At 69.4% G+C, this 24,094-nt stretch carries 24 protein-coding genes and 1 riboswitch; of the genes, 16 read left to right on the top strand and 8 right to left on the bottom strand.

The genetic code is table 11. From position 1 onward, the window contains the following. Nucleotides 1-2: 2 nt before the first annotated feature. Genes GA0070617_RS14365 through GA0070617_RS14355 form a run of 3 tightly spaced genes read right to left on the bottom strand, consistent with a single transcriptional unit; the run spans nucleotide 3 to nucleotide 3,255 of the window. Nucleotides 3-926: an ABC transporter permease gene (locus GA0070617_RS14365; RefSeq protein ID WP_091437621.1), complete on the bottom strand. Its 924-nt coding sequence runs from the start codon at nucleotides 924-926 to the stop codon at nucleotides 3-5. Then, entirely contained in the window at nucleotides 923-1,768 is an 846-nt protein-coding gene (locus GA0070617_RS14360) for an ATP-binding cassette domain-containing protein (protein WP_217628811.1), read from the bottom strand. Before GA0070617_RS14360 ends, GA0070617_RS14365 begins: the two co-directional genes overlap by 4 nt. 2 nt (nucleotides 1,769-1,770) lie before the next feature. After that, on the bottom strand, nucleotides 1,771-3,255 hold the full coding sequence (locus tag GA0070617_RS14355) for an ABC transporter substrate-binding protein (RefSeq protein ID WP_175440534.1): 1,485 nt from the start codon (nucleotides 3,253-3,255) through the stop codon (nucleotides 1,771-1,773). A gap of 230 nt (nucleotides 3,256-3,485) precedes the next feature. On the opposite strand from GA0070617_RS14355, the gene GA0070617_RS14350 reads away from it, so the two are divergent. Genes GA0070617_RS14350 through GA0070617_RS14340 form a run of 3 tightly spaced genes read left to right on the top strand, consistent with a single transcriptional unit; the run spans nucleotide 3,486 to nucleotide 5,550 of the window. After that, nucleotides 3,486-4,223 carry an enoyl-CoA hydratase/isomerase family protein gene (locus GA0070617_RS14350; RefSeq protein WP_175440533.1) on the top strand — a complete coding sequence of 246 codons (738 nt, stop codon included), beginning with the start codon at nucleotides 3,486-3,488 and terminating at the stop codon, nucleotides 4,221-4,223. Then, a complete protein-coding gene (locus GA0070617_RS14345) occupies nucleotides 4,220-5,038 on the top strand; it encodes a VOC family protein (protein WP_091437605.1) in 819 nt (272 codons plus the stop codon). The genes GA0070617_RS14350 and GA0070617_RS14345 overlap by 4 nt, the downstream gene beginning before the upstream one ends. Beyond that, nucleotides 5,038-5,550, top strand: a complete 513-nt coding sequence (locus GA0070617_RS14340) for a flavin reductase family protein (protein ID WP_175440532.1) — start codon at nucleotides 5,038-5,040, stop codon at nucleotides 5,548-5,550. The genes GA0070617_RS14345 and GA0070617_RS14340 overlap by 1 nt, the downstream gene beginning before the upstream one ends. A 55-nt stretch (nucleotides 5,551-5,605) precedes the next feature. Here GA0070617_RS14340 and GA0070617_RS14335 read toward each other — a convergent pair whose 3' ends face one another. Next, nucleotides 5,606-6,091 (bottom strand): MaoC family dehydratase, encoded by a 486-nt coding sequence (locus GA0070617_RS14335; protein WP_091437597.1) that lies wholly within the window; start codon nucleotides 6,089-6,091, stop codon nucleotides 5,606-5,608. Nucleotides 6,092-6,251: 160 nt separating this feature from the next. Between GA0070617_RS14335 and GA0070617_RS14330 the strand changes: the two genes are divergently transcribed. The 7 genes from GA0070617_RS14330 (at nucleotide 6,252) to GA0070617_RS14300 (ending at nucleotide 12,714) form a co-directional block, all read left to right on the top strand. Beyond that, a complete protein-coding gene (locus tag GA0070617_RS14330; protein ID WP_091446406.1) occupies nucleotides 6,252-7,400 on the top strand; it encodes an acyl-CoA dehydrogenase family protein in 1,149 nt (382 codons plus the stop codon). Between the two features lie 72 nt (nucleotides 7,401-7,472). Further along, complete coding sequence (locus tag GA0070617_RS14325; protein WP_091437593.1) at nucleotides 7,473-8,000, top strand: DUF6244 family protein; 528 nt, start codon at nucleotides 7,473-7,475, stop codon at nucleotides 7,998-8,000. A gap of 158 nt (nucleotides 8,001-8,158) precedes the next feature. Next, complete coding sequence (locus GA0070617_RS14320) at nucleotides 8,159-8,593, top strand: CdiA C-terminal domain-containing protein (protein WP_091437590.1); 435 nt, start codon at nucleotides 8,159-8,161, stop codon at nucleotides 8,591-8,593. 1 nt (nucleotide 8,594) lies between these two features. Beyond that, nucleotides 8,595-9,044, top strand: coding sequence for a SitI3 family protein (locus GA0070617_RS14315; protein WP_091437587.1), 450 nt, complete (start codon nucleotides 8,595-8,597; stop codon nucleotides 9,042-9,044). Between the two features lie 83 nt (nucleotides 9,045-9,127). After that, entirely contained in the window at nucleotides 9,128-9,679 is a 552-nt protein-coding gene (locus tag GA0070617_RS14310; RefSeq protein ID WP_091437516.1) for a PadR family transcriptional regulator, read from the top strand. 27 nt (nucleotides 9,680-9,706) lie between these two features. Beyond that, nucleotides 9,707-10,435, top strand: coding sequence for an ABC transporter ATP-binding protein (locus tag GA0070617_RS14305; RefSeq protein ID WP_091437512.1), 729 nt, complete (start codon nucleotides 9,707-9,709; stop codon nucleotides 10,433-10,435). A 2-nt stretch (nucleotides 10,436-10,437) separates the two neighbouring features. Beyond that, nucleotides 10,438-12,714 carry an ABC transporter permease gene (locus GA0070617_RS14300; protein WP_308472692.1) on the top strand — a complete coding sequence of 759 codons (2,277 nt, stop codon included), beginning with the start codon at nucleotides 10,438-10,440 and terminating at the stop codon, nucleotides 12,712-12,714. A gap of 141 nt (nucleotides 12,715-12,855) precedes the next feature. Here GA0070617_RS14300 and GA0070617_RS14295 read toward each other — a convergent pair whose 3' ends face one another. Together GA0070617_RS14295 and GA0070617_RS14290 are read right to left on the bottom strand one after the other, a co-directional pair. After that, nucleotides 12,856-13,716 (bottom strand): helix-turn-helix domain-containing protein, encoded by an 861-nt coding sequence (locus GA0070617_RS14295; protein ID WP_091437505.1) that lies wholly within the window; start codon nucleotides 13,714-13,716, stop codon nucleotides 12,856-12,858. Between the two features lie 54 nt (nucleotides 13,717-13,770). Then, the gene (locus GA0070617_RS14290) at nucleotides 13,771-14,916 is read right to left on the bottom strand and encodes a helix-turn-helix domain-containing protein (protein ID WP_229688631.1); all 1,146 of its coding nucleotides are present in this window, start codon (nucleotides 14,914-14,916) and stop codon (nucleotides 13,771-13,773) included. Between the two features lie 146 nt (nucleotides 14,917-15,062). Between GA0070617_RS14290 and GA0070617_RS14285 the strand changes: the two genes are divergently transcribed. Next, nucleotides 15,063-15,263 carry a helix-turn-helix transcriptional regulator gene (locus GA0070617_RS14285; RefSeq protein WP_373868428.1) on the top strand — a complete coding sequence of 67 codons (201 nt, stop codon included), beginning with the start codon at nucleotides 15,063-15,065 and terminating at the stop codon, nucleotides 15,261-15,263. A gap of 70 nt (nucleotides 15,264-15,333) precedes the next feature. Here the strand turns inward: GA0070617_RS14285 and GA0070617_RS32025 are convergent, their stop codons facing one another. After that, nucleotides 15,334-15,468 carry a hypothetical protein gene (locus GA0070617_RS32025; protein ID WP_268239763.1) on the bottom strand — a complete coding sequence of 45 codons (135 nt, stop codon included), beginning with the start codon at nucleotides 15,466-15,468 and terminating at the stop codon, nucleotides 15,334-15,336. Nucleotides 15,469-15,609: 141 nt separating this feature from the next. On the opposite strand from GA0070617_RS32025, the gene GA0070617_RS14275 reads away from it, so the two are divergent. Both GA0070617_RS14275 and GA0070617_RS14270 read left to right on the top strand, forming a co-directional pair. Continuing rightward, entirely contained in the window at nucleotides 15,610-17,016 is a 1,407-nt protein-coding gene (locus GA0070617_RS14275; RefSeq protein ID WP_139135662.1) for an NsdA family TPR-like regulatory protein, read from the top strand. 224 nt (nucleotides 17,017-17,240) lie between these two features. Then, nucleotides 17,241-18,239, top strand: coding sequence for a phosphotransferase (locus tag GA0070617_RS14270; protein WP_091437492.1), 999 nt, complete (start codon nucleotides 17,241-17,243; stop codon nucleotides 18,237-18,239). A gap of 147 nt (nucleotides 18,240-18,386) precedes the next feature. On the opposite strand, the gene GA0070617_RS14265 is transcribed toward GA0070617_RS14270, so the two are convergent. Continuing rightward, complete coding sequence (locus GA0070617_RS14265) at nucleotides 18,387-19,025, bottom strand: TetR/AcrR family transcriptional regulator (RefSeq protein ID WP_175440531.1); 639 nt, start codon at nucleotides 19,023-19,025, stop codon at nucleotides 18,387-18,389. Between the two features lie 161 nt (nucleotides 19,026-19,186). Continuing rightward, a riboswitch (cobalamin riboswitch) is annotated at nucleotides 19,187-19,393 on the top strand. 126 nt (nucleotides 19,394-19,519) lie between these two features. Here GA0070617_RS14265 and GA0070617_RS14260 point away from each other — a divergent pair. The 3 genes from GA0070617_RS14260 (at nucleotide 19,520) to GA0070617_RS14250 (ending at nucleotide 24,014) form a co-directional block, all read left to right on the top strand. Further along, nucleotides 19,520-21,967, top strand: coding sequence for a ribonucleoside-diphosphate reductase subunit alpha (locus GA0070617_RS14260; protein ID WP_091437486.1), 2,448 nt, complete (start codon nucleotides 19,520-19,522; stop codon nucleotides 21,965-21,967). 47 nt (nucleotides 21,968-22,014) lie between these two features. Next, nucleotides 22,015-22,992, top strand: a complete 978-nt coding sequence (locus GA0070617_RS14255; RefSeq protein WP_229688635.1) for a ribonucleotide-diphosphate reductase subunit beta — start codon at nucleotides 22,015-22,017, stop codon at nucleotides 22,990-22,992. A gap of 212 nt (nucleotides 22,993-23,204) precedes the next feature. Beyond that, nucleotides 23,205-24,014 (top strand): SAM-dependent methyltransferase, encoded by an 810-nt coding sequence (locus GA0070617_RS14250; protein ID WP_091446401.1) that lies wholly within the window; start codon nucleotides 23,205-23,207, stop codon nucleotides 24,012-24,014. Nucleotides 24,015-24,094: the final 80 nt, after the last annotated feature.

Below are 24,094 nucleotides of genomic sequence, written 5' to 3'. Positions count from 1 at the left end.
AGTCACCTCACCCTCGGGTCGACGATCGAGTGGATGACGTCGACGAGCAGATTGAGCACGACGAAGACCAGCGCGCCGAAGACGACGATCGCCTGCACCAGCGGGAAGTCCCGGAACTGGATGGCCTGCAGGGCGAGCTGTCCCAGGCCGGGCCAGGAGTAGACGTACTCGACGGCGACGGCACCGGAGAGCAGGATGCCGGTCTGCAGCACGACGATGGTCAGGATCGGCATCATGGCGTTCTTGAAGGCGTGCCGCCACACCACCTGCCGGTTGGCGATGCCCCGGGCCCGCGCGGCGTCGACGTACGGCTCGGCCAGCGCCTCGCTCATCGAGGCCCGGGTGAGCCGGGCGATGTGCGCCATCGGGTAGACGGCCATGGTAAGCGCGGGCAGCACCAGGTGCCGCCAGCTGCCGGACTGACCGGCGGGCAGCCAGCCGAGGTTCACGGCGAAGAGCACCACCAGCATCATGCCGAACCAGAAGACCGGCACGGACTGGCCGAGCAGGGCCAGGGTCGAGGCGCCCCGGTCCCACCAGGTGCCCTCCCGGGTGGCCGCGAGCACCCCCAGGGGTACGCCGACCAGCAGCGCCAGGGCCATCCCGGCGCCGACCAGTTGCAGGGTGAACGGCAGCCGGTCGGCGATCATCGAGGTGTTCGACTGGTAGAACTGCAGCGACTGGCCGAGGTCGCCGGTGAAGACGCTCCTGAGGTAATCCAGGTACTGCACGACCAGGGGCAGGTCGAGGCCGAGTTCCTGGCGCAGCGCCTCGCGCTGTTCCGGCGGTGCCATCGGGCCGAGGATGGTCGCGGTCGGGTCGCCGGAGAGGCGACCGAGCACGAACGCCAGGCTCAGCGCGATGAGCAGCGACGCGAACAGCGACGCGAGCCGGCCGCCGACCCGACGGACGGTACGGGCCTTCATCTGCGGGACCTCCAGCGCGCGCCGGGCATCGCGGCGAGCAGTTCGCGGGTGTACTCGTGCTCCGGTGCGACCAGGACCGTCTCGCACGGTCCCGCCTCGACGACCCGGCCGCGGTACATGACGTGCACGACGTCGCAGAGCGAGCGGACCACGGCCAGGTCGTGGCTGATCATCAGCAGCGCCGCGCCGGTGCTGCTGCGGATCTGCCGGAGCAGCGCCAGCACGTCGGCCTGGACGGAGACGTCCAGGCCGGAGGTCGGTTCGTCGGCGACGATGAGCCGGGGGCGCATGAGCAGCGCGCGGGCGATGCAGACCCGCTGCGCCTGGCCGCCGGAGAGCTGGTGCGGGTACCGGTCGAGGATCTCCGGGGTGAGCCGGACCCGACCGAGCAGGTCGGTGTCGTCGGTCCAGGCGGTCCGCTGCGGTTGCAGCGAGCGCAGTTCACGCAGGCCGGAGCGGACGGACTGGCGGGGGTCGAGTGAGCCGTGCGGGTCCTGGAAGACCACCTGCACCTCGGGGCGCAGTCGCCTCAGCTGGGTCCGGCCGATCGCCGACAGCGAGTGTCCGAGCAGCCGGATGTCGCCGTCGCCGCGTACCCCCAGTCCCGTCGCGGCCATCGCGAGGGTGGTCTTGCCGGAGCCGGACTCGCCGACGACGGCGACGCTGGCCCCGGCGTCGATGCGCAGCGACACGTGGTCGACGGCGCGGAAGACCTCGCCGGTGCCGCGGTCGCGGTGGTCGACCACGAGGTTGTCGACCACCAGCACGGGTGGGTCGGTGGCGGGGTGGCGGGGATGCCGGGCATCGCCGCCCGGCATCCCCGTCTGGACTGCCTCGGACATCGTCAGCGGGTCGTCTTCGTGAAGTCGACGGTGTTCAGGGGGCCGAACTCCACACCGGAGACGCCGGGGCCGGTGGCGTAGTTGAAGATTTGCCGGTACAGCGGCACGTAGCAGTGCTTGTCGACCACGCCGATCTTGTTGAGCTGCTCGTAGATCGGCGCGGCCTGGGCGGCGTCGTCCTGCTCCAGGGCCTGCTGGGCGAGCTGGTCGATCTGCGGGTCGGGGCAGTTGCCGGTGATCGACTTGGTCTTCATGAAACCGCTGACGAAGTAGTCCGGCACCGCCACGTTCGGCACTCCGGCGAAGATCGAGATGCCGGGGACCTGGCGGCCGATGATCCGCTTGACGAGCGTGCCGTAGTCGAGCGGGACGTAGCTGACCTTGAAACCGGCCTGTTCGAGGCTGCCCCCGATGGCCTGGGAGACCTCTTCGATGTTGGTGTACTGGGCCGCCGGGTAGGTGATCTGCACGGTCGGGGCCGCGCCGCCCACCAGTTCCTTGGCGCGGGCCGGGTCGGCGGTCACGCTCTGCGCGGGCTGCTCGCCCGGCCGGACGTTGAGCAGGCCGGCGTCGGCGGCGGCCTGGCCGTCGAAGATGCCGTCGACGATCGCGTTGCGGTCGATGGCCAGGGCCGCCGCCTCGCGCAGCTTCGGGTCGTCGAAGGGCGCCTTGGTCGAGTCCAGGAACGCGATGATCTTCATGGCGGTCTCGGTGCTCACCACCTCGACTCCGGCGGCCTTGGCCGCGTTGGCCTGCGCCGGCGGCAGGTCGAAGGAGACGTCCACGCTGCGGCTCTGGATCAGCGCCAGCCGCTGCGCGGCCTCGTTGGCCCAGGTGAAGGTGATGCCCTCGTTCTCCGCCTTCGGGCCCCAGTAGTCGGGGTTCTTCTTGACCGAGATGTCCCGGCCGGCGTTCCCGCCGGCCCAGACGTACGGGCCGGTGCCCACCGGCGCGGCGGCGAAGCCCTCCGAGCCCTTCTCCTGGTAGTACGCCGGCGGCACCAGGTAGACCGTGGTGAGCAGGTCGGGAATGTTGTACTGCGGGGTGGTGGTCTTGACCACCACCGTGGTGGCGTCCGGCGTGGTGATCTCGCTGACGTTGCCGAAGTAGCTCTTGAGCTGCGAGGCCTCGCTGTCGCGGGTGAGCGTGATGGTGTTGGCGACCGCGGCTGCGTCGGCCTTCTCCCCGTTGCTGAAGCTGATGTCCGGCCGGACGGTGAAGGTCCAGGTCGTCGCGTCGGTCCGGTCCCAGCTGGTGACCAGGCCGGTGTCGGTAGGCGCGAGGGTGTCGTCGGTGTCGATCAGGGGTTCGAGCATGGTGGCCCAGACGATCTGGGCGGAGCGGGCACCGACGATCGGGTCGAGGGTGGCCGGCTGGGCGGCGAGCAGGGCCCGGATGGTCACCGTGCCGGCCGCCCCGGTGTCGTCGGAGTCGGAACCACCGCACGCGGTGAGGCCGACGCCCAGGAGGCTAAGGGTGGCGGCCACTGCCAGGGGGCGCCGAGAGCGCAAGGATTTCATGATCATCATGGATGTCCTTCACAGCGATGGACCCGTCACGTCTCGGCGTGAGGCGACGGTGACGTTGGCCACAAAGTACCGACCAGCCGGTATCAAGTCAACGGGTCGAGACCGTATCTCGACCATGACATTCGCGTGACAAACCTGCGCCGGCCAGCAACGTTGTATTCATACCGACCGGTATGTATGATGCTGGCGTGACCATCACCCTCACCCATGGGCACGACGGCCGCCTCGCGTACGTCCGCTTCGACAACGCGGCCCGCGGCAACTGCTTCGACGGCGCCACCCTCCACGAACTCGTCGACACCCTGGAGACCGCCGCCGCCGACGACCGGTGCGTGGTGATCCGGCTCGACATGGCCGGCCGGCACTTCTGCGGCGGTTGGGACACCTCCTCCTTCGCCCGGCTGGCCGGCGCGACCCGGGACACCGTCGCCGCCGAGCTGCGCGACAGCGACCGCACCCTGCACCGGATCCGCCAGCTGCCGGTACCCGTCGTGGCGGCCGTGCGGGGTCAGGTCATCGGCTTCGGCGCCGGCCTGCTCAGCGCGGTGCACCTGCCGATCGCCGCCGCCGGGGCGCGGCTGTCGCTGCCGGAGGCCCGCTACGGCTTCGCACCCGCCGGGGTCGGCCACACGATCACCCGGGCGGTCCCCCGGCCACACGCCTACCACCTGCTCACCGGCGCGGGCACCGCCACCGCCGAGCAGTTGCTCGACTGGGGCCTGGTCGCCCGGGTGGTCGCCGACGACGAGCTGGACGCCGCCGTGGACGCCCTGGTCGAGAGCCTGCTGGCGGTGGGCGGTCCGACCCTGCGGGCGGTGGTCGAGGTCATCGAGTCCAGCCTGGCCACCGGGCACCCCGACGCCGCGTACGACATCTCGGCCGGCACCATCGTCGCCGGCCTGACCAGACAGGGGGCATCCCGATGAGCCGACCCTTCTCCCCCGGCGAAGCCGTCTGGGTGGAGCTGTGCACCACGGACCCGCAGCGGGCCGAGGACTTCTACGCCGCCCTGCTGGGCTGGACCGTACGCGCCGAACGGCTGGGCGCCACCACGTACCGGATGTGCAGTGTCGACGGCCGCGACGTGGCCGGCATCTCCGACGCCACCGGCCTGCACGGCGGCCGACCCCGGGGTTGGCTCACCTACTTCGCCGTCGCCGACATCGAGACGTCGGCACGGCAGGCGGTCGCCCTCGGCGGGGAGCTGGTCACGCCACCGCGCTACCTGCCCGCGGCCGGCACCGGCGCGACCGTCGTCGACCCGTTCGGTGCCGCCTTCGGCCTCTACCAGGGCGAGTCACGCGCCGGGGTGCAGGCGCTCAACTCGGTGGGCGCGCTGTGCTGGAACGAGTTGGACACCGGCGAGCCGGCCCGGTCGGTGGCCTACTACCGGTCCCTGTTCGGCTACACCACCCGCCAGCACGGCGACTCCCCCACCGCCCGGCCGTACACGCTGCTGATGCTGGCCGACACCCCGGTCGCCGGCGTGCTGGCGCTGGACAACGAGTGGCCGAACCTGATCCCGGCGAGGTGGATCACCTACTTCGCCGTCGCCTCCCTCGACGACGCCCTCCGGCAGGTCCGCGCCCTGGGCGGCACCCCGACCGTCGGCCCGGTGGACAGCCCGCACGGGCGGCTGCACCTGGTCAAGGATCCCGGCGGGCACACGCTCTGCCTCATCCAGCTCGAAGGCGGGCTCCGTCCCAAACACCCCTCCCGACCCCCGGCGGTGAACCGATGATGGCCGAGCCCCTGTTCGACTCCACCGAGTTCCGTCAGGTGTGCGGGCACTTCCCCACCGGCGTGACCGCGGTGACCGCCGTGGCCCCCGGCGGCACGCTCGCGGCGCTGACCGTCAACTCGTTCACCTCGGTCTCGTTGCAGCCGGCGAAGGTGCTGTTCTGCGTCACCAGCCACTCGTCGAGCTTCACCACCCTGACCACCGCCGAGCGCATCGCGATCCACATCCTCAGCCAGGACCAGCAGGACGTGGCCCGACGCTTCGCCACCTCGGGCCTGTCCGGCGCCGAGAAGCTCGACGGGGTGTCCTGGGCACCCGGCCCCGACGGCGTGCCGCTGCTGCCCGAGACGCCGGCCATCCTCGCCGGCCGCCGCGACGAGGTGATCACCAGCGGCGACCACGTGATCATCCTGATCGACGTGGACCACGTGCACCTGAAGCCGACGACCGTGCCGGCGCTGTCGTTCTACCGGGGCCGGTTCGTCGCCCCGTCCGACGCGGCCACCGAGTAGATCACCGCCTGCGCCCCGGCCGGGTCACGACGACCCGGCCGGAGGGCGACGGCGGTCAGGCCAGGTAGCGGAACAGGACCTCGGCCACGCAGCAGGGGGTGCCCTCGTCGGCGAACTCCACCAGCACCGAGGCCTTGGCCTGCACGCCGCCGGGTGCGCCGGTGCCGGCCGCGATCGGTTCCGCCGCGACGAGCGTGGCCACACCCTGGATCGCCACGCCCGGTGGCAGCGGCCTGATGAACCGGACCCGGTCCAGCCCGTAGTTGACCCCCATCGAGAACTCCCGGACCACCAGGATGTCGGCGAGCAGCCGGGGCACCAGCGCCAGGGTCAGGAACCCGTGCACGACCGTGGTGCCGAACGGCCCGGAGCGCGCCCGTTCCACGTCGACGTGGATCCACTGATGGTCGCCGGTGACGTCGGCGAACTGGTCGACCTGCTGCTGGGTCACCACCTGGGGCTCGCTGACCCCCAGCTCCTGGCCGACCAGCTCCAGCAGGTCACTCGGGGTACGGACGGTCGTCTGCTTCGCGGTTCGCATCGGCGCGGGCCACCTTCGGTCGGGGGACGTCCCACTCGGACCTTATTACATTCCGACTGGGAGGTATTTGCCACACCCCCGACCTTCCTCTCCACCCGGGTTCTACATACCGACCGGATGGTATGGTGCGCTCACAGGTGCCGTGACGAGGAGGTTCGTGGTGTTCGAGGCGTACCAGCTGCCCGAGGAGCACGGGGCGATCCGGGAGGCCGTCCGGGCGGTGTGCGACGCCAGGGTCGCGCCGAACGCCGCCGCCGCCGACGAAGCCAGCGAGTTCCCGCAGGCCTCCTACGAGGCGTTGCGGGCCGCCGACTTCCACGCCCCGCACGTGCCCGTCGAGTACGGCGGCGCGGGTGCCGACGCCCTGGCCACCGCGATCGTCATCGAGGAGGTGGCCCGCGCCTGCGCCAGTTCGGCCCTGATCCCGGCCGGCAACAAGCTCGGTACCATGCCGCTGCTGCTCGCCGGCTCCGCGCACCTCCGGCAGCGCTACCTCCCGCCGGTGGCCGCGGGTGAGGCGATGTTCTCGTACTGCCTGTCCGAGCCGGAGGCCGGCAGCGACGCCGCGTCGATGACCACCCGGGCCGTCCGCGACGGCGACCACTGGGTCCTCAACGGGGTGAAACGCTGGATCACCAACGCCGGCGTCTCCGAGTACTACACGGTCTTCGCTGTCACCGACCCGGCCGCCCGGTCCCGGGGCATCTCCGCCTTCGTGGTCGAGAAGTCCGATCCGGGGGTCAGCTTCGGCGCGCCGGAGAAGAAACTCGGCATCAAGGGCTCGCCGACCCGCGAGGTCTACCTGGACAACGTCCGGATCCCCGCCGACCGCATCATCGGCGAACCCGGCACCGGCTTCGGCACCGCCATGCGGACCCTGGACCACACCCGGGTCACCATCGCCGCCCAGGCCGTCGGCATCGCCCAGGGCGCGCTCGACTACGCCAAGGCGTACGCCGCCGAACGCCGGCAGTTCGGCAAGGCCATCGCCGAGTTCCAGGGCATCCAGTTCATGCTCGCCGACATGGGCATGAAACTCGAAGCCGCCCGACAGCTGACCTACGCCGCGGCCGGCAAGTCCGAACGCGGCGACGCCGACCTGACCTACTTCGGCGCGGCGGCCAAGTGCTTCGCCTCCGACGCCGCCATGGAGATCACCACCGACGCCGTGCAGATCCTCGGCGGCTACGGCTACACCCGCGACTACCCCGTCGAACGCATGATGCGCGACGCCAAGATCACCCAGATCTACGAAGGCACCAACCAGGTCCAACGCATCGTCATGGCCAGGCAACTCCTCAAGGACTGACCCGGGGCCGACGGTAAGCGGGTATCTTTCACCTCTCGCACCCACCCCTGCTACCTGCGCGCGAGGTGCCCCGTGTCCACTGTCGAGGAAATAGCCGGCGAGCTTCGTACCCTGCTCACCGGGGTCGAGCGGGCGCAGGGCCTGGCCGCCGCCGTCGACAACCAGGCCCAGGCAATCGCCGCCCGGGCGGCCGGTGCAGGCTTCGTCGCCGTCGCCGCCGGTCTCGCCCGGGTACGCTCCGCGGTCGTCACCATCCAGGGCGGCCTTGGCGCCCTCGCGACCACCGGCGGGGAAGCGCTCACGGCGACCGCAGCCGTGCCGCGCGAGGCCACTCCGCAGGAGACGATCGCCGCGCTCGGCCCCGTGCGGCAGGGCATCACCGCCGCCCGGGAGGCCTGCACCGCCACCATCGGGCACGTCGAAACAGCCAAGCAACTCGTCACCGCCGCCCTGCAGGGCGGTCAACCCGGCCCGCTGCTCCAGGCTCTCGACAGCATCAAGCAGATCCTGGTGCTGCTGGTGCAGCGCACCCAGAGCGCCCAGCAGACGGTCGAGGCGACCATCGACCACGCCCGCCGCCTGGGTGACCAGGGAAACTGACCGGGGCTGGCGGCACCCCGCCGGCCAGCCCCGCCCGCTCGGACGACGCTGGGAGCAACCCGGTCGCGCACGCGACGAGTGACCCCGCGCCCCTAGCACCGTGGTCCAGGAGACCGACGGGCGTCCCTGGTGGTCGGCCCACCGGGCACCCGGCGGCCATCTCGCCCAGGGAGCAACCGGCCCAGCGGCGCTCCTACGAACTGGAGAACGAGTGCGCCGCTACGATCGCGCACAAGGGTTACCGGGTACATCAGCGCCCGGCCATCCAGGAGGTCGCCGAAGCCAGAGAGCGGACCGGGGACACCGGCAGACCGTCACGAAGGCCGGACTACCTGATCGAGGGTCATGTCTTCGACTGCTATTCACCCCAGCAGAAGACGTCGGTGCGATCGATCTGGACGGAAGTCAGCCACAAGGTGAGGAGCGAGCAGACCCAACGAGTGGTCATCAACCTCACCGACTGGCGGGGGGATATCGCGATGCTGAAGCGGCAGTTCGACTCCTGGCCCGTCAGCGGCCTCAAGGAGCTCGCGATCCTCGATCGAACCGGGCGCATCTCACAGTTCACTCAGCGACACCGACAGGAGCAGTGACATGTCCGTCGACTACCGTCTGACCCTCGGCGGGGACCTCACCCTCGATGAGGTAGCGAGCATCGCCGCGCCCGGGGCGACGGAGAGTTGGTCACCCGCTGGTAACCGGGTGCTGAGCGCCAGCCTGAACGACGAACACGGCTACGTCGTGAGCATCATCGAGACCGACGACGGCTATTACGAGGCCGAGAGCGATGACGGCGAGATGTGGCAGTGGGAGCCGGCAAGGAGTGTGGACGTCACCTTTCACATGGACAGCGAGGTGCTCGCCGAGAAAGGCCGACCGCACATGATCCGGACTGTCGGAAAGGTCCTCCGGAGCCGGCCGGAGGACGCCGCGCTGATCCTCAACGGCGGTTGGTTGATGTTGACTCGGATGAACGGCCAGGTGTTGTTGCACCACGACGCCGACTGGTACGACCCCGGCTACGAGGGTGTCCTACCGAACTGACGGTCACCGGCCGTCCGGCGTGACCCTCGTGAAGGACTGGGGCTAGTATCTCGGTTACTAGCTGAGTTTCTAGAGGAGGCGGGTTGAGCGTTCGACTCGCACTGCTGGGGTTGCTCCATGGACAGCCTTCGCACGGTTATCGGTTGAAGCACCGGTACGACACGTTGGTAGACCCGGATGCGGCGGTGGCTCCGGCGCAGATCTACGCGACGTTGGCCAGGTTGGAGCGGGATGGTCTGGTGCGTCAGGCGGGTGTCGATCAGGACAGTGGTCCGGCTCGCCGGATGTACGAGCTGACGTCGGTGGGGCGCGACGAGGTGGTCCGGTGGTTGACCACTCCGGTTGAGCCGGCGCCTCATCTGCAGACCCTGCTGTACACCAAGGTTGTGGTGACGGTCTTGACGGGTCGGAGCGTTGAGCCGCTTATCGATGCGCAGCGGGAGGCGCATCTGGCGCGGATGCGCGAGCTGACGGGTCTTCGTCGTAGTCGGGACAGGGCGACGTGTGTGCTGGCCGAGTACGCCTTGCAGCACTTGGAGGCCGACCTGCGATGGCTGGAGGTGGTGGCCTCACAGGGCGAGGAACTGGTCGAAGGCATCACCGAATCCGAAGAGCACTGCTCGTCGCCGGCCTGACCCTGGCACCGACGAAGGAAGAACGTCATGATCGATTCGAGGGCTCTGGAGGGCGTCATCGAGGACGCGGGGGCACCGTTGTTGCAGGCGTCCGGTGTCCGCAAGGCCTTCGGGAAGACCCGGGCACTGAAGCAGGCCGACGTCCAGATCCATGCCGGTGAGATCGTGGCGGTGATGGGGCCGAGTGGATCGGGAAAGTCGACCCTGCTGCACTGCTTGGCGGGCATCCTCGTGCCTGACGAGGGCGCGGTGGTGTATGACGGTCGCCGCGTCGATCGCCTCGACGAGGAGCAACGGAGCGCGCTGCGCCGTACGGACTTCGGTTTCGTCTTCCAGTTCGGGCAGCTGCTCGGCGAACTCACCGTGCTGGAGAACGTCGCCTTGCCGTTGTTGCTCAACGGCGTGAAGCGGGGTGAGGCCATGGCGCGGGCAGGACAGTGGCTGGAGACGTTCGGGCTGATCGAACTGGGTCGTCGTCGGCCGCACGAGGTGTCCGGCGGTCAGGCGCAACGCACGGCGATTGCGCGCGCGATGGCCACCTCACCGAAGGTGATCTTCGCTGACGAGCCCACCGGCTCCCTGGACTCGGCGGCGGGCCTGCTGGTCCTCGACAGCTTCACCTCGGTGGCGCAGTCCCACGGCGTGGCGATTGTGCTGGTCACCCATGAGTCGCGCGTCGCCGCGTATGCCACTCGTACCATCGTCGTGCGCGATGGTGTCGTGGCTACCCCGACGGCTGTGGAGCCGTCGAGGTGAGCATGTTCCGCCTTGCGTTCAAGCTGGGGCTTTCCGGGCGGGCGGCCTACGCGGTCCACACGATCACGACCTTCGCCGTCGGTGCGGGTAGCGCCCTTCTGTTGTTCGCCCTGTCCGTCGCGCCGGCGACGCAGGTGCGCTCCGATCGCACGAGCTGGATGTCGTCCGACCTCGTTGTCGGCTCGGTGCCGTTCGGTCAGGACGCGGCGACGACGGTCGGCACCAGCACCGACTACTACCGCACCTCGGCCATCGACGTGGTGATCGTCGCCGGAACATCAACGGGCTCACCGGTTCCACCCGGGATCCCGCGCCTTCCCCGCGAGGGTGAGGCGTACTTCTCACCGGCTCTGCACCGTCTGGTCTCCGCGCAGCCGCCGTTGACGGGGCGATACGGCAATTCGGTGGGAACCATCGGGGCGGAGGCACTGGCGGGGCCAGACCATCTCCTGGTGGTCAGGGGGGTGAGCCCACAGGCAGCGGCGGTGACCGGAACGACGGTCACCAGCTTCCCCAGGCACACCGCCGCGGCGGAACTCGACGGTGTTCTTCGAACGTTGTTGCTACTGGCGGGCGTCGCGGTGTTGGCACCCATCGCCCTGTTCGTCGCCATGGCGACCCGACTCACCTCGGCCAGCCGCGACGAGCGGTTGGCGCGCCTACGGCTGGCGGGTGCGGGCCCGCGAACGATCCGTCGGATGGCCGGCATCGAGTCCCTGATCCCCGGCGTAGGGGGCGTCGTCCTCGGGCTGATCTTCTTCGCGGCCCTCCGCCCTGTCGTAGCGCGACTGGACTACGACGGCCAACGCTGGTTCACCGACGACCTGTGGCCGGGTGTGTGGGGTGTCCTCACGGTGGTCGTCGCCGTGCCGATCGTGGCCGCGCTGGCATCACAGCTCACGCTACGAGCGGTCTCCCGCTCACCGCTGGCTTCCAGCGCCCGCGCCGTCGGGCGGCCCGTCCACCCGTGGCGGATCGTCCCACTGCTACTGGCCACGCCCACCCTGCTCTGGACGCTGCGGGAAACCGACGCGACCGGCACGCGATGGGCCATGCTCTCGTTCGCCGTCCTGCTCGCCAGTCTGATCCTGGCAGGCCCGTGGATCACTCAACAGATCGGCGTCACCCTGTCCCGCCGTGGCGGCCCCGTCGCCCTGCTGGCCGGTCGCCGGCTCGCGGCGGATCCGCGCTCCGGCTTCCGGGCACTCGGCGGCGTCATCCTTGCCGTGCTGGTCTGCACCTTGTTCGTGGCCTCGACCCCCGCCGCGGTCGCAAGCCTCCAGAGCACCACCACGATCGGCCAACGCGACGACACCGCACAGGCACTCGTCACCTCCGCCTCCACAGACAGAAGCCGGACCGTGCTCGACGACGTCCGCCGCATCGAGGGAATCGAGGCCGCGACGCTGGTCTACACAGGCCTGGCCTCGTCTGCCATCGGCGAACCGGCGAACGTGTGGATCGGTGACTGCGGCGAGATGCAGTCGGCGGCGCGTCTGACCGTCTCCTGCGCCGACGCACCGGCAGTGCTGGCGGACAACGTCACCACGACGGTGCTCACCGAAGGCACCCTCGACCTGTACAACCTCAGCCCCCGGCAGGTCAGACCGAGAGAGGCCATCATCGACCCTCAGGACGTCACCGCGCAGAAAGTGTCCGTGACGACCACAGCGTCGATGCCCGCCGAGGCCGGGGTCGACATGCCCCAAGTCCTTCTCGACAGCCGCACCCTGACGGCGCTGACCTCCCAGCTCCGACCCTCGAAACTGCTCTTCTCCTACCAGGACCCGACCGCACTGGAGCAGGCTCGCACGATCATCAACCAGGCCGTTCCAGCCAGCACCGTCACCATCCGCCAGAACTCCTTCGACGGCTACAACGAAGGAGTACGACGGTTCTACTGGTTGCTGGCCGTCGGCACCACGATCGTTTTCGTGATCTCGTCCCTGGGCATGGTGATCGCCATGGTCACGGGTCTCATCGAGCGGAGACTCCCCCTGTCCCTCCTCCGAGCCACCGGCGCTGCCGTCACGTCCCTGCGCGGAGCGATCCTCCTGGAGGCGATGGTCCCCCTGGTCGCACTGTCACTCCTGGCAGCGGTCGCCGGCGGCGTCTCCGGAACCGTGCTGGCCACCTCCAGCACCCAACCGGCACCCGTACCCTGGCTCGGCCTACTACTACCCGTAACCATAGGCATGGCGACAGCAACGGTGATCGTTCTCCTCGCCGCACGCCTGGTGGGCCGGTTCACCGACACCACCAGAACCCGCTTCGAGTAGCCATACATGTAGATGTTCTTGCTAGGTTACGGCGCCTCTTGCAGGTGGATAAGCGTGTTGGTTCCCTTTCGCGTAGTCCAGGTTGGGGATCTGGTGGAGGCAGCAGATGGTCGCGGACTCGTCTGAGGAGTCGCGCGCCGACTATCGACCGTCGTCGAGATGGTGGCGGTGCTTGTCGATGAGGTGTGTCGAGGCTTCCGGGTCGAGGGCGCGTGTGGTGAGTTTCGTCCACACGCGCTCATAGGCGGCGATCTCCTCGGGGCGGTCGAGGTAGAGGGCACCGGTTAGGAGTTCGCGGTGGATCACCGGGGGGTCTGGTGTGGTGCGGTTGCCGGGGGCGAAGTCGAGGATCGTGAACGGCCCGGCGAGGGTGGCGGCGGTTGCCCCGGCGGTCAGGGGTAGGACCTGGATGGTGACGGTGGGCGTCTCGGCCAGGGTGAGCAGGTGGGCCAGCTGTGCTGCCATGACGTCCGGTCCGCCGGCAGGGCGTAGCAGGACCGCTTCGGAGAGCACTGCGTGCAGTCGTGGTGGTGGGGGTAGCCGTCGGGTCAGCAGGTCGGTGCGTTGGCGGCGTACGTCGGGGTCGTCGGGCCGGTGGGGGTGGGCGGCCCGGGTGTAGGCCGCGGTCTGGAGCAGCCCGGGGATGAGGGATTCGTGGTAGGTGCGGATTCGGGCGGCGGTGGCTTCCAGGCTGGGGTACGGGGTGAAGGTGGCGGGGACGGGGTTGTCGTAGGCGTGCCACCAGCCGCGGGCTGTGGTTTCGGTGGCGAGGGTGGTCAGGTTGGTGGCCAGGTCGGGGTTGGCGGCGTACAGCGTGGTGAGGGTGCGGACGTCGAGGGGGCGGACGGGGCGGAGGCCGGCTTCGAGCTGCCAGATCTTCTGCCGGCTGCAGCCGATCGCCTGGCTGACGCCGTCGAGGGTCATCCGGGCTTCGGTGCGTAGCTCCCGCAGGATGTTTCCGAGGTGTCGTCGGGGCACGCTGGAGCCCAGGTCGGTGGCCACGTCGCGGTCTGTTCCTCTCGGGTTGGGGTGTCCGGCGTTCGCTGGGGGCGCGGGTTATCGGGTGAGTCCGATGAGGGTGGCGAGGCGGGTCACGGCGGCTGTTGGTGGGCCGTTGCGGGTGATTTCGGTGATGAGGGTGCGGGCGTGGGGGCGGAGGCGGATCTCGGCGGGGGCGATGGTGTCGGCGTCGGTGAGGGTTCGTGCGGCGGTGGTGTGGTCGCCGGTGTGGTGGTAGGCGTGGGCGGCGTCGAGGAGGTGGGCGGCGCGGTGTTCGGCGGGGAGCCGGGGCCAGTCGTCGTGGCGTAGGGCTTGCTGGTGCAGGTGTACGGCGTGGGTGGGCTGGCCGAGGTGGTGGGCGGCGAGGGAGCGGGCCAGTCGTACGGCGATGGGGTTGACGGTGGTGTGGTGCGGGTCGTGGTCGGTGGGGTGCTGGTTGGCGAGGTGGGTGGCGTGGTCGAGTAGGTCGTGGGTGGTGTGGTTGTCGCCGGTGCGGGCGGCGGCGAGGGCGGCCTGGAGTAGGAGGGCTGCGCGTACCGGCGGGTTGGTGGTGGTGTCGGCGGCGGTGAGGGCGGCGGTGAGGGCGAGGCGGTCGCGGCCGAGGGCGCGTAGGGCCTGGACGACGGTGACGGTGGCGGTGCCGGTGAGGGTGGGGTCGGTCGCGGTGGCGGCGGCCCGGTCGGCGGCGAGCCAGGCGAGGTCGGCCTCGCCGAGTTTGATCAGCAGGTGGGCGGTGATCCGGTAGGTGGGTACGAGCAGGTTCGGGGTGCCGTGGGCGGCGTCGAGCAGGTCGGGCAGGGCGCGCAGGAGTGGGGCGTAGTGGGCGTGCTGGTAGGTCAGCCAGGCGTGCCCGATGTGCCGGCGTACCTGCTCCGGTGGGACGGTGCTGTGGGGTTGGTGGTGGTGGCGGACCAGGGCGGCGCGGACCCCGTCGACCCCGTCGGGGCCCGGTGCGGTCGTCGGTGGCGGCCGTCGGTTGCCGAGGAGGACCGCCGGGTCGAGGTGGAGGACCTCGGCGATCTCCTGGATGACGGAGTACCGGTCGAGGGCGCGGACACCACGTTCGACCTTGTCGACCCAGCTCTTGGACTTGCCGAGACGATCGGCCAGCATCTGCTGGGTCAGCCCGCGACGCACCCGCCAGCGGGCCAGCTGCCGCCCGATCGGCAGGTCACAGGCGTCGGACAGGCCCGGCCGGGTCACCGGTTCCGCTCCCCGAGGGCGGGTATGTCGCACACGACCGGCACCGTAGGGGTTGACATGACGACAACCATACCCGACATCCCCTCTGTGTGTAGTCATCTGATAGATAGGACATGTCAACCCAAACTGACCGTAGCGTGGACCGGGTGGTGTTCGAGCTGATGGGTGCGGCCGAGATCCAGGAGCGCCTCGGGATCTCTCGGCAGCGGACCTACATCCTGATCAACAGGAGAGACTTCCCTGCCCCCATCGCCACCCTCAAGATGGGCAGCGTCTGGCTGAAGGCAGACGTGGAACGGTGGATCGCCGAAAAGCGTCCGCACCTACTGGTGGATGACAGTGAATAAAGACTGCCCTGCCCGTCCCTGCTGATCCACCAGGAAGCCTGAGCGTCCCCGCCCCGTAGGCCCAACACGGTCACCGATCCCGCTCCTGCGGTGTCGGCACAACCTGGGTGTACTCCCCGCAGCGGGGACACCACCGCGCCTTCACCCGGAACGCGAGCAGCCCGAGCAGGAACCCCGGCACCAACCCACCGAACACGACGGACACGGCCACGGACACCACGAACCCCTTCACCCCCTGTATCACAGGCTTCACCTAAAGTGAACAGGGTCGCTGTGGTGACGGGTAGCCAGCCGACCCGGCGAGCACGTTGAACGCGTTGAACGCATCTCCCAGGAAGGTCAGCGGATGGCGCGGACGCCGAGGCAGCGCAACGAAAAGTTACTGGCAGCCATCAAAGAGTGCCGATGGTCGTACGATGCCTGCGCCGCAGCGGTCCGCGCGATCGCTCGCGAGAATCTCGACGCTCTGCCATCCTGTGACCGGTCACATGTCGGGCACTGGGTCGGTGGTGTCAAGCCCAGTGGCAGAACGTCCCGATACCTGGCCGAAGCAATCTCCCGCCGGCTCGGTTGGACGATGAATCCGGTCGATCTCGGACTCCTCGAAGGCGATAGTCTGGAGCCTGACCTTCGTGGCCTGAACTGGTGGGAGCATGCTCCGGCCATCGATCTCTTGACAGTCGGGAGGGCCGACTTGGAGCGACGGGAGTTCGGATTCAACGCCCTGTACTCGTTGGCAGCGCTCGCTGTCCCGCTCGACTCCTGGCAGGAGATCGCGGACCGAGGGCGCCGAGTACACGGAGGAGGTGCCGCCGTCGGGCGCAGTGAGATCGACGCCGTACGGGAGATGCTGGATGTGTTCAGCAAGGCCGACGAGCGGTTCGGAGGAGGACATGCCCGCCTCGCTGTCGTCCAGTACCTCACCTCGGACGTGGCTGGCTACCTGCAAGGACGCTTCTCCTCGCTCAACGACCGCAGGGACATGTTCAGCGTCGCAGCCGAAATGACCTATCTTGCCGGCTGGAAAGCCTTCGACTCATCCCTACATGGGTTGGCGCAGCGCTACTACGTCCAGGCGCTGCGGCTGGCCAACGAAGCCGACGACCGACCGCTCGGCGGCTTCACCCTGCGGGCGATGGCACATCAGGCCGTGGACCTTGGTCATGGACAGGAAGCCCTGAAACTCGCCAGGTCGGCGCTGGAATGGTCGAGGGGGCGTGCGACCCCGGCCGCGACCGCGCTCTTCACCGTTCTCACCGCTCGGGGCCATGCCGCGACGAGTGACCCGACCCGTACATCGGCTGCGCTTCTCGCGGCCGAGGCTCAACTTGCGGACGCTTCCGCCGACGACGAGCCGACCTGGATTCGGACCAGCGGATTCACCGAAGCATCCCTCGCCAGCCAAGCTGGCCAGGCGCTCCGTGATCTCGGCGACCTTCCGGGGGCCGAATCGCAACTCCGCCGATCGATCGTCACCCGCAACACCGGGGCGTACCGGCGTATCCACACCTTGACTCTGGCCAACCTCGCCGACGTCCAGTGCAGCCGAGGACGCCTACGTGAGGCCGCCGAGAACTGGAACCACGCGATGGACACGATGGAGGGTGTGAAGTCCGGCCGTGCCTCGGCCGCCGTGAAGAACATCCGAACCCGCCTGAGCAACTTTGGCCCCCGCCTCCCCGCCTTCGCCAAGCAGCTCGATCAACGGGCCGCAACCTACCTTCGTCAAGGGAACCCGCCAAAGCTTGGGTGACTGCGGCAGTCGCTGTCATGCCGATGACAGTGCGTCGAGGCTCAGGCGCGGGCGCCCCGCATCGCTTCCATAAACGCCGTGCGTACGAACCAGTGCTGCGGTGACGATCTCGGGCATGGGCGGGATTCTGGCACGGCCCTCATGGCCCTGACCGGCGGGTGACTCGGCAACGGATGGTCCTCTGACCGGATGATCGACGCAGGCGCTCCAGACAGGAACCGGGAATGGCCGCTGAACGAAAATTCGCCGACGCCGAGACTCTGACCCCGGTGATACGGGAGGTCTTCGGCACGGACCGTCTCATCACCGCCGTCGACCGCCTGGTCAACGGCACCAAGAAGGGCGTCTACCGCATCACGCTCGACGATGCCACAAGCGCGATCGCCTACGTATGGAACGCCGGCGAGGACTACTGGGACGGGCTGCTCCCGGACGGCCACGACGACCCGTCGAACCCGTTCGCCCACGCCTCCGGCATCGACTACTTCGAGGCTGCCACCCGTCGACTGGAAGCGGTCGGAGCCCGTTCGCCGCAGCTGTTGCTCGCCGACCGCAGCAAGGACCGGTACCCGGCCGACGTCGCCGTCACTGAGGACGTGCGCGGCGGAACGCTGGAATCGCTGCTGGAACGAGACCCGGACGCCGGCCGGCAAACACTCGCGCAACTCTCGGACATGCTTCGAGGCATGCACACCTACCAGGCACCGGCGTTCGGGCGCGTCGCATGGATCGACAGCGGAGGCGCACCGCCGGACACGACCTGCGAGCAGGCCTACCTGGAACGCGCGCTGGTGAACATCGCCACCGCCGTGCCCCGCGATGCCCGCGCGGCCGAAGCCGAGGCGATACTGGAGGAGAAACTCCGCACTCTGCACGCCGCACTCGACCCACGGGCGGAATACGGCGTGGTCCACGGCGAACTCTGCGCAGAACACACACTCGTCGGACCGGACGGGGAGCCCGTCATCATCGACATCGAAGGCCTGATGTACACCGACATCGAAGTAGAGCACTGCTGGATGCGGATGCGCTTCGGCCCGCACTACGCGGCGCTCGACAACCCGGACCTCGACCCGCAGCGGATCAAGTACTACCAGTACGTCATGCATCTGGACCTGGTCGGCGGCCCGCTGCGCATCGCCGAGGGCGACTTCCCGAACCGGAAGTGGATGCTCGACGTAGCGGACTTCCACCTACAGAAAGCGCTCACCTACAAGACATGACTCGACCGTGAAGCCGGATCGTGCCAAGCGTCATCAGACCCACCGACACCCCGCCGTCCGACGAGCATTGTCACCGGGACCGGCACGACATGGCGACGGAGTTAACCGACGCCGGTCAACCCGATTCAAGATCGAGCGCCCTCTCGCTCAGGCGTACAGGCCCTCCAGGACCATCGCGCTGAACTGGCGGGCCACCTCGTCGATGCTGAGTGGGCCGCCGACGTTGAGCCACTGGTACGCCCAGGCGCACATGCCGACCAGCCCGAAGGTGGCGATCCGGGGATCGACGTCGGCCCGGAACACGCCCCGGTCGACGCCGTCGGCGATCATCCCGGCGAAGGCGGACTCCACCAGCCCGCGCTTGCGGGTCACCTCGGCGAAGAGGTCACCGGTGAGGTAGCGCCGCTCCTGGTAGAAGATCGTCACGTGCGCGCGGTACTCGGCGACGCTGGTCAGGCTGAACCGGATCAGCTGGGCCACCCGTACCTTGGGGTCGTCGCTGTCGGCCTCGATCTGCTGGATCGCGGTGAGCTGCGCCTGGAGGTACTCCTCCTGGATGTGCCGCAGCAGGTCGTCCTTGCTGGCGAAGTGGTGGTAGAACGCGCCCTTGGTGAGCCGGGCCTGGTCGGCGATCTCCTGCACGGAGGTACGGTCGAAGCCACGCTGTTCGAAGAGCTCCAGCGCGCTGGCGATCAGCGACTTGCGGGTGTTCTCCGGGTCGTAGCCGTCCGGCCAGCGCTGTCGGCGCCGGTTCGACTCCGGCCGGGTGGACGTCGCTCGGGCCATTGGTGATCTCCCATCCGCGGTGCAGCCCCACAATGCTACCGTCCGGTCGGAAGGAATGGGGGGCGCGGAGCCGCCCGAGTACTCCGCGTCGCGCCGGTCACCCACCGCACACGACACGCCGACACAGCATGTGGTGTGGAAGTTCGGGACGGCGCCCATATATGGTGTCCCGCGGAGCTGGTTCGGCTGCCCATCCAGGGCGGCCGAGGCAAGAGGGAATCCGGTGCGAGACCGGAACTGCCCCGCAGCGGTGAGTGGGAACGACCGCCGTCAACGAGCACTGGGCCACCCGGCCTGGGAAGCGACGGCCAGTAGGCACGCGTGAGACGCCCACGAGTCCGAAGACCTGCCAGCACGCCGTCCGCGGCTCGCGGACGGCGGTCGACGGTCGCGTGGGACGACCGACGCCAGGAACGGACCTCGCGCGAGTTCGCGGTCCGGTGGCGTCCGCCCGCGCCTCCGGAGACCAGCGGAGACAGCGCGAGGGAGAGACCATGACGGTCGTGCAGGACAGGCCCGCACCCGGTGCGGACGCACCGGAGCAGCGCCGGCAGGTGATGCGGGTCAGCAAGCGCAACGGTGAGACCGAGCCGGTGGACGTCAACAAGATCGTCAAGGCGGTCGAGCGGTGGGTCGCCGGCCTGGACGAGGTGGACCCGCTGCGGGTGGCCACCAAGACCATCAGTGGTCTCTACGACGGGGCGACCACCGCCGAGCTGGACAAGCTGTCGATCCAGACGGCGGCGGAGCTGATCGGCGAGGAGCCGCAGTACTCCAGGCTGGCCGCCCGGCTGCTCGGCGCGTACGTGGACAAGGAGGTCCGGGGCCAGCAGGTGGCCAGTTTCAGCCAGTCCATCCGGTACGCCCACGGGCTGGGCCTGATCGGCGACGAGACGGCCGCCTTCGTGGCCGCCAACGCGCGCAAGCTGGACGACGCCGTGGACCCGGCCGGGGATCTGCGCTTCGAGTACTTCGGCCTGCGGACCGTCGCCGACCGGTACCTGCTGCGCCACCCGGAGACCCGGCAGGTGGTCGAGACGCCGCAGTACTGGCTGCTGCGGGTGGCCTGCGGGCTGTCCCAGACCCCGGTGGAGGCGATCGGGTTCTACCGGCTGATGTCGTCGCTCGCCTACCTGCCCAGCTCCCCGACGCTGTTCAACTCGGGCACCCGGCACACCCAGATGTCCTCGTGCTTCCTGGTCGACTCGCCGCGCGACGAGCTGGACTCGATCTACGAGCGCTACCACCAGGTGGCGAAGCTGTCGAAGTTCTCCGGCGGCATCGGCATCGCCTGGTCCCGGGTACGTGGCCGGGGGGCCCTGATCCGGGGCACCAACGGCAGGTCCAACGGGATCGTGCCGTTCCTCAAGACCCTCGACGCCGGGGTGGCGGCGGTCAACCAGGGCGGCCGGCGCAAGGGCGCGGCCTGCGTCTACCTGGAGCCGTGGCACCCCGACATCGAGGAGTTCCTGGAGCTGCGGGACAACACCGGCGAGGAGGCCCGGCGGACCCACAACCTGAACCTGGCCAACTGGATCCCGGACGAGTTCATGCGCCGGGTCGAGGCCGACGGCGACTGGTCGCTGATCGACCCCAGCGACGCCCCGGAGCTGCCCGACCTCTACGGCGAGCAGTTCGACGCCGCGTACCGGATCGCGGAGAAGAAGGCGGTCCGCACGGTCAAGGCCCGGGACCTGTACGGGCGGATGATGCGCACCCTGGCGCAGACCGGCAACGGGTGGATGACGTTCAAGGACCGCTCGAACCAGCTGTCCAACCAGACCGGCGTGGCCGGCAACTCGATCCACCTGTCCAACCTGTGCACCGAGATCCTGGAGGTCAACAACGACGCCGAGACGGCGGTGTGCAACCTGGGCTCGGTCAACCTGGGCGCGCATGTCGGCCCCGACGGCGTCGACTGGGAGCGGCTGCGCGCCACGGTGCGTACCGCGGTGGTGTTCCTGGACCGGGTGATCGACATCAACTACTACCCGGCCGCGCAGGCGGCGGCGTCGAACCCGCGTTGGCGGCCGGTCGGGCTCGGGCTGATGGGCCTGCAGGACGCCTTCTTCACCCTGCGGCTGCCGTTCGACTCGGACGAGGCGCGGCAGCTGTCCACCCGGGTGCAGGAGGAGATCCTGCTGACCGCCCTGGAGACCTCCGCCGGGCTCGCCGAACGCTTCGGCCCGCATCCCGCGTACGCCGAGACCCGCGCCGCCCGGGGCGAGCTGCACCCGGACCTCTGGGGTGCGGAGGTCACGCAGACCTCCCGGTGGGCGGCGCTGCGCGAGACGATCGGCCGGCACGGCCTGCGCAACTCGCTGCTGGTGGCGATCGCCCCGACCGCCACCATCGCCTCGATCGCCGGCTGTTACGAGTGCATCGAGCCGCAGGTGTCCAACCTGTTCAAGCGCGAGACGATGTCCGGCGAGTTCCTCCAGGTCAACGCGTACCTGGTGGGTGAGTTGAAGGCCCGCGGACTGTGGACGCCGGAGATCCGCGACCGGATCAAGCGGGCCGAGGGGTCGGTGCAGGGCATCGGGGAGCTGCCGGCCGACGTGCGGGAGGTGTTCCGCACGGCGTGGGAGTTGCCGCAGCGGGCGTTGATCGACCTGGCCGCCGCCCGGGCGCCCTACATCGACCAGTCGCAGTCGCTGAACCTGTTCCTGAGCGCGCCGACCATCGGCAAGCTCTCCTCGATGTACCTGTACGCCTGGAAGGCCGGGCTGAAGACCACGTACTACCTGCGCTCGCGGCCCGCGACGCGCATCCAGCAGGCCACCGTCACCGTCACGGCTGCCGACAGTCAGCCGCCGGTCGCCACCGCGACGCCACTCGTCGCCGTGGGCGACGCCGCGACGCCGCTCGTCGCCGTGGGCGACGCCGACGAGGCGTTGGCCTGTGCCCTGGAGAACCCCGAGAGCTGTGAGGCCTGCCAGTGAACACCGACGTCACCCCCCGTACCGGTCAACTGCTGCTCGACCCGGGCATGGACCTGACCCTGCGGCCGATGCGCTACCCGCACTTCTTCGACCGGTTCAAGGACGCCATCAAGAACACCTGGACCGTCGAAGAGGTCGACCTGCACTCCGACCTGGCCGACCTGGCCCGGCTCTCCCCCGCCGAACAGCACCTGGTGTCCCGGCTGGTCGCCTTCTTCGCCACCGGTGACACCATCGTCGCCAACAACCTGGTGCTCAACCTCTACCAGCACGTCAACTCCCCCGAGGGCCGGCTGTACCTGTCCCGGCAGCTGTTCGAGGAGGCCGTGCACGTCCAGTTCTACCTGAACCTGCTCGACACCTACGTGCCCGACGAGAAGGAGCGGTTCGCGGCCTTCGCCGCGATCGAGAACATCCCGTCGATCAAACGCAAGGCGGAGTTCTGCTTTCGCTGGATCGACTCCGTCTTCGAGCTGCGCGAGTTGCGGACCAAGGCCGACCGGCGGGCCTTCCTGCTCAACCTGATCTGCTTCGCCGCCTGCATCGAGGGGCTGTTCTTCTACGGCGCCTTCGCCTACGTGTACTTCCTGCGCTCCCGGGGCCTGCTCAACGGACTCGCCTCCGGCACCAACTGGGTGTTCCGCGACGAGTCCATGCACATGGAGTTCGCCTTCGAGGTGGTGCAGACGGTCCGCCGCGAGGAGCCCGACCTGTTCGACGACGACCTGGTCGAGCAGGTACGCCAGATGCTGGCCGAGGCCGTCGAGTGTGAGGTGCAGTTCGCCGAGGACCTGCTGGAGCAGGGCGTCTCCGGGCTCAGCCTGGCCGACATGCGGCAGTACCTGCAGCACGTCGCCGACCGGCGGCTGGCCCAGCTCGGCATCGCGCCGTACTACGGTTCGACGAACCCGTTCGCCTTCATGGAGCTGCAGGACGTCCAGGAGCTGTCGAACTTCTTCGAGCGCCGGGTGTCGGCGTACCAGGTAGGGGTGACCGGCAACGTCACCTTCGACGACGAGTTCTGAGCACGCTCCGGTGCTGAGCCCGACCGGACCGGCGGCGGTCCGGACCCGGGCGGTGGGTCACCCCGGTGGCCCACCGCCCGGCAGGGGACACCCGCCGGTTGCGGGGCAGCGCGCTACGCTGACCCGCCGCCACGGCGGCACCGCCGAAGGCAGACGGTCTACGCTGGCGCGGGTGGACCGATCCTGGTCCACCGTAGACACGAGGTGTGACCATGATGGACGGTACCGCCGTGAACGACGGGCAGCAGCGGCCCAAGATCGACGCTGACGTGCCCCAGACGGCGCGGATCTGGAACTACCTGCTCGGCGGCAAGGACAACTTCGCGGTCGACCGGGCCGTCGGCGACCAGATCATCTCGAGCCTGCCGCAGCTGGCGCAGAACGCCCGGCTCTCCCGGGCCTACCTCGCCCGGGCGGTGCGCTACCTGGCCGCCGAGGCCGGGGTCCGGCAGTTCCTCGACATCGGCACCGGCCTGCCCACCGCCGACAACACCCACGAGGTGGCCCAGTCGGTGGCCCCGGACGCCCGGATCGTCTACGTCGACAACGACCCGCTGGTCCTGGCCCACGCCCGCGCCCTGCTCGTCGGCACGCCCGAGGGTGCCACCGACTACGTCGACGCGGACCTGCGCGACCCCGACACCATCCTGCGGGCCGCCGCCCGCACGCTGGACCTGGACCAGCCGGTGGCGTTGATGCTGATGGGCATCCTCGGCCACGTCGAGTCCGACGACGAGGCCGCGTCGATCATCGGGCGGCTGATGGACCGGCTGCCCGCCGGCAGTTACCTGGCGATGTACGACGGCAGCGACACCAGCGAGGCGGTCACCGAGGCGGTGCGGATCTGGAACCTCTCCGCCAACCCCCGGTACCACCTGCGCAGTCCGCAGCGGATCGCCGGCCTCTTCGACGGCCTGGAGCTGGTCGCGCCGGGGGTGGTGTCGGTGGTCAGCTGGCGGCCCGACGGCGAGGTTCCCGCCGAGCAGATCGACCAGTACTGCGCGGTCGGCCGCAAACCGTGACCCGCGGGTAGCGGCAGGCGGGGGGCGCGAAACCCCGGGGTGACGACACGCCCGGTCGGCGGTTCGACCGGCCGGGTTCG

The organism is Micromonospora yangpuensis, from assembly GCF_900091615.1.
GTDB classification, from domain to species: domain Bacteria; phylum Actinomycetota; class Actinomycetes; order Mycobacteriales; family Micromonosporaceae; genus Micromonospora; species Micromonospora yangpuensis.
This window is presented reverse-complemented; position numbering and strand designations above follow the sequence as displayed.

What these genes read in the sequence shown, in the direction of transcription:
- GA0070617_RS14365 (WP_091437621.1), bottom strand. Translation starts at nt 926, where the DNA reads ATGAAGGCCCGTACCGTCCGTCGGGTCGGCGGCCGGCTCGCGTCGCTG.
- GA0070617_RS14360 (WP_217628811.1), bottom strand. Translation starts at nt 1,768, where the DNA reads ATGTCCGAGGCAGTCCAGACGGGGATGCCGGGCGGCGATGCCCGGCAT.
- GA0070617_RS14345 (WP_091437605.1), top strand. Translation starts at nt 4,220, where the DNA reads ATGAGCCGACCCTTCTCCCCCGGCGAAGCCGTCTGGGTGGAGCTGTGC.
- GA0070617_RS14340 (WP_175440532.1), top strand. Translation starts at nt 5,038, where the DNA reads ATGGCCGAGCCCCTGTTCGACTCCACCGAGTTCCGTCAGGTGTGCGGG.
- GA0070617_RS14335 (WP_091437597.1), bottom strand. Translation starts at nt 6,091, where the DNA reads ATGCGAACCGCGAAGCAGACGACCGTCCGTACCCCGAGTGACCTGCTG.
- GA0070617_RS14315 (WP_091437587.1), top strand. Translation starts at nt 8,595, where the DNA reads ATGTCCGTCGACTACCGTCTGACCCTCGGCGGGGACCTCACCCTCGAT.
- GA0070617_RS14305 (WP_091437512.1), top strand. Translation starts at nt 9,707, where the DNA reads ATGATCGATTCGAGGGCTCTGGAGGGCGTCATCGAGGACGCGGGGGCA.
- GA0070617_RS14300 (WP_308472692.1), top strand. Translation starts at nt 10,438, where the DNA reads ATGTTCCGCCTTGCGTTCAAGCTGGGGCTTTCCGGGCGGGCGGCCTAC.
- GA0070617_RS14275 (WP_139135662.1), top strand. Translation starts at nt 15,610, where the DNA reads ATGGCGCGGACGCCGAGGCAGCGCAACGAAAAGTTACTGGCAGCCATC.
- GA0070617_RS14270 (WP_091437492.1), top strand. Translation starts at nt 17,241, where the DNA reads ATGGCCGCTGAACGAAAATTCGCCGACGCCGAGACTCTGACCCCGGTG.
- GA0070617_RS14265 (WP_175440531.1), bottom strand. Translation starts at nt 19,025, where the DNA reads ATGGCCCGAGCGACGTCCACCCGGCCGGAGTCGAACCGGCGCCGACAG.
- GA0070617_RS14260 (WP_091437486.1), top strand. Translation starts at nt 19,520, where the DNA reads ATGACGGTCGTGCAGGACAGGCCCGCACCCGGTGCGGACGCACCGGAG.
- GA0070617_RS14255 (WP_229688635.1), top strand. Translation starts at nt 22,015, where the DNA reads ATGGACCTGACCCTGCGGCCGATGCGCTACCCGCACTTCTTCGACCGG.
- GA0070617_RS14250 (WP_091446401.1), top strand. Translation starts at nt 23,205, where the DNA reads ATGATGGACGGTACCGCCGTGAACGACGGGCAGCAGCGGCCCAAGATC.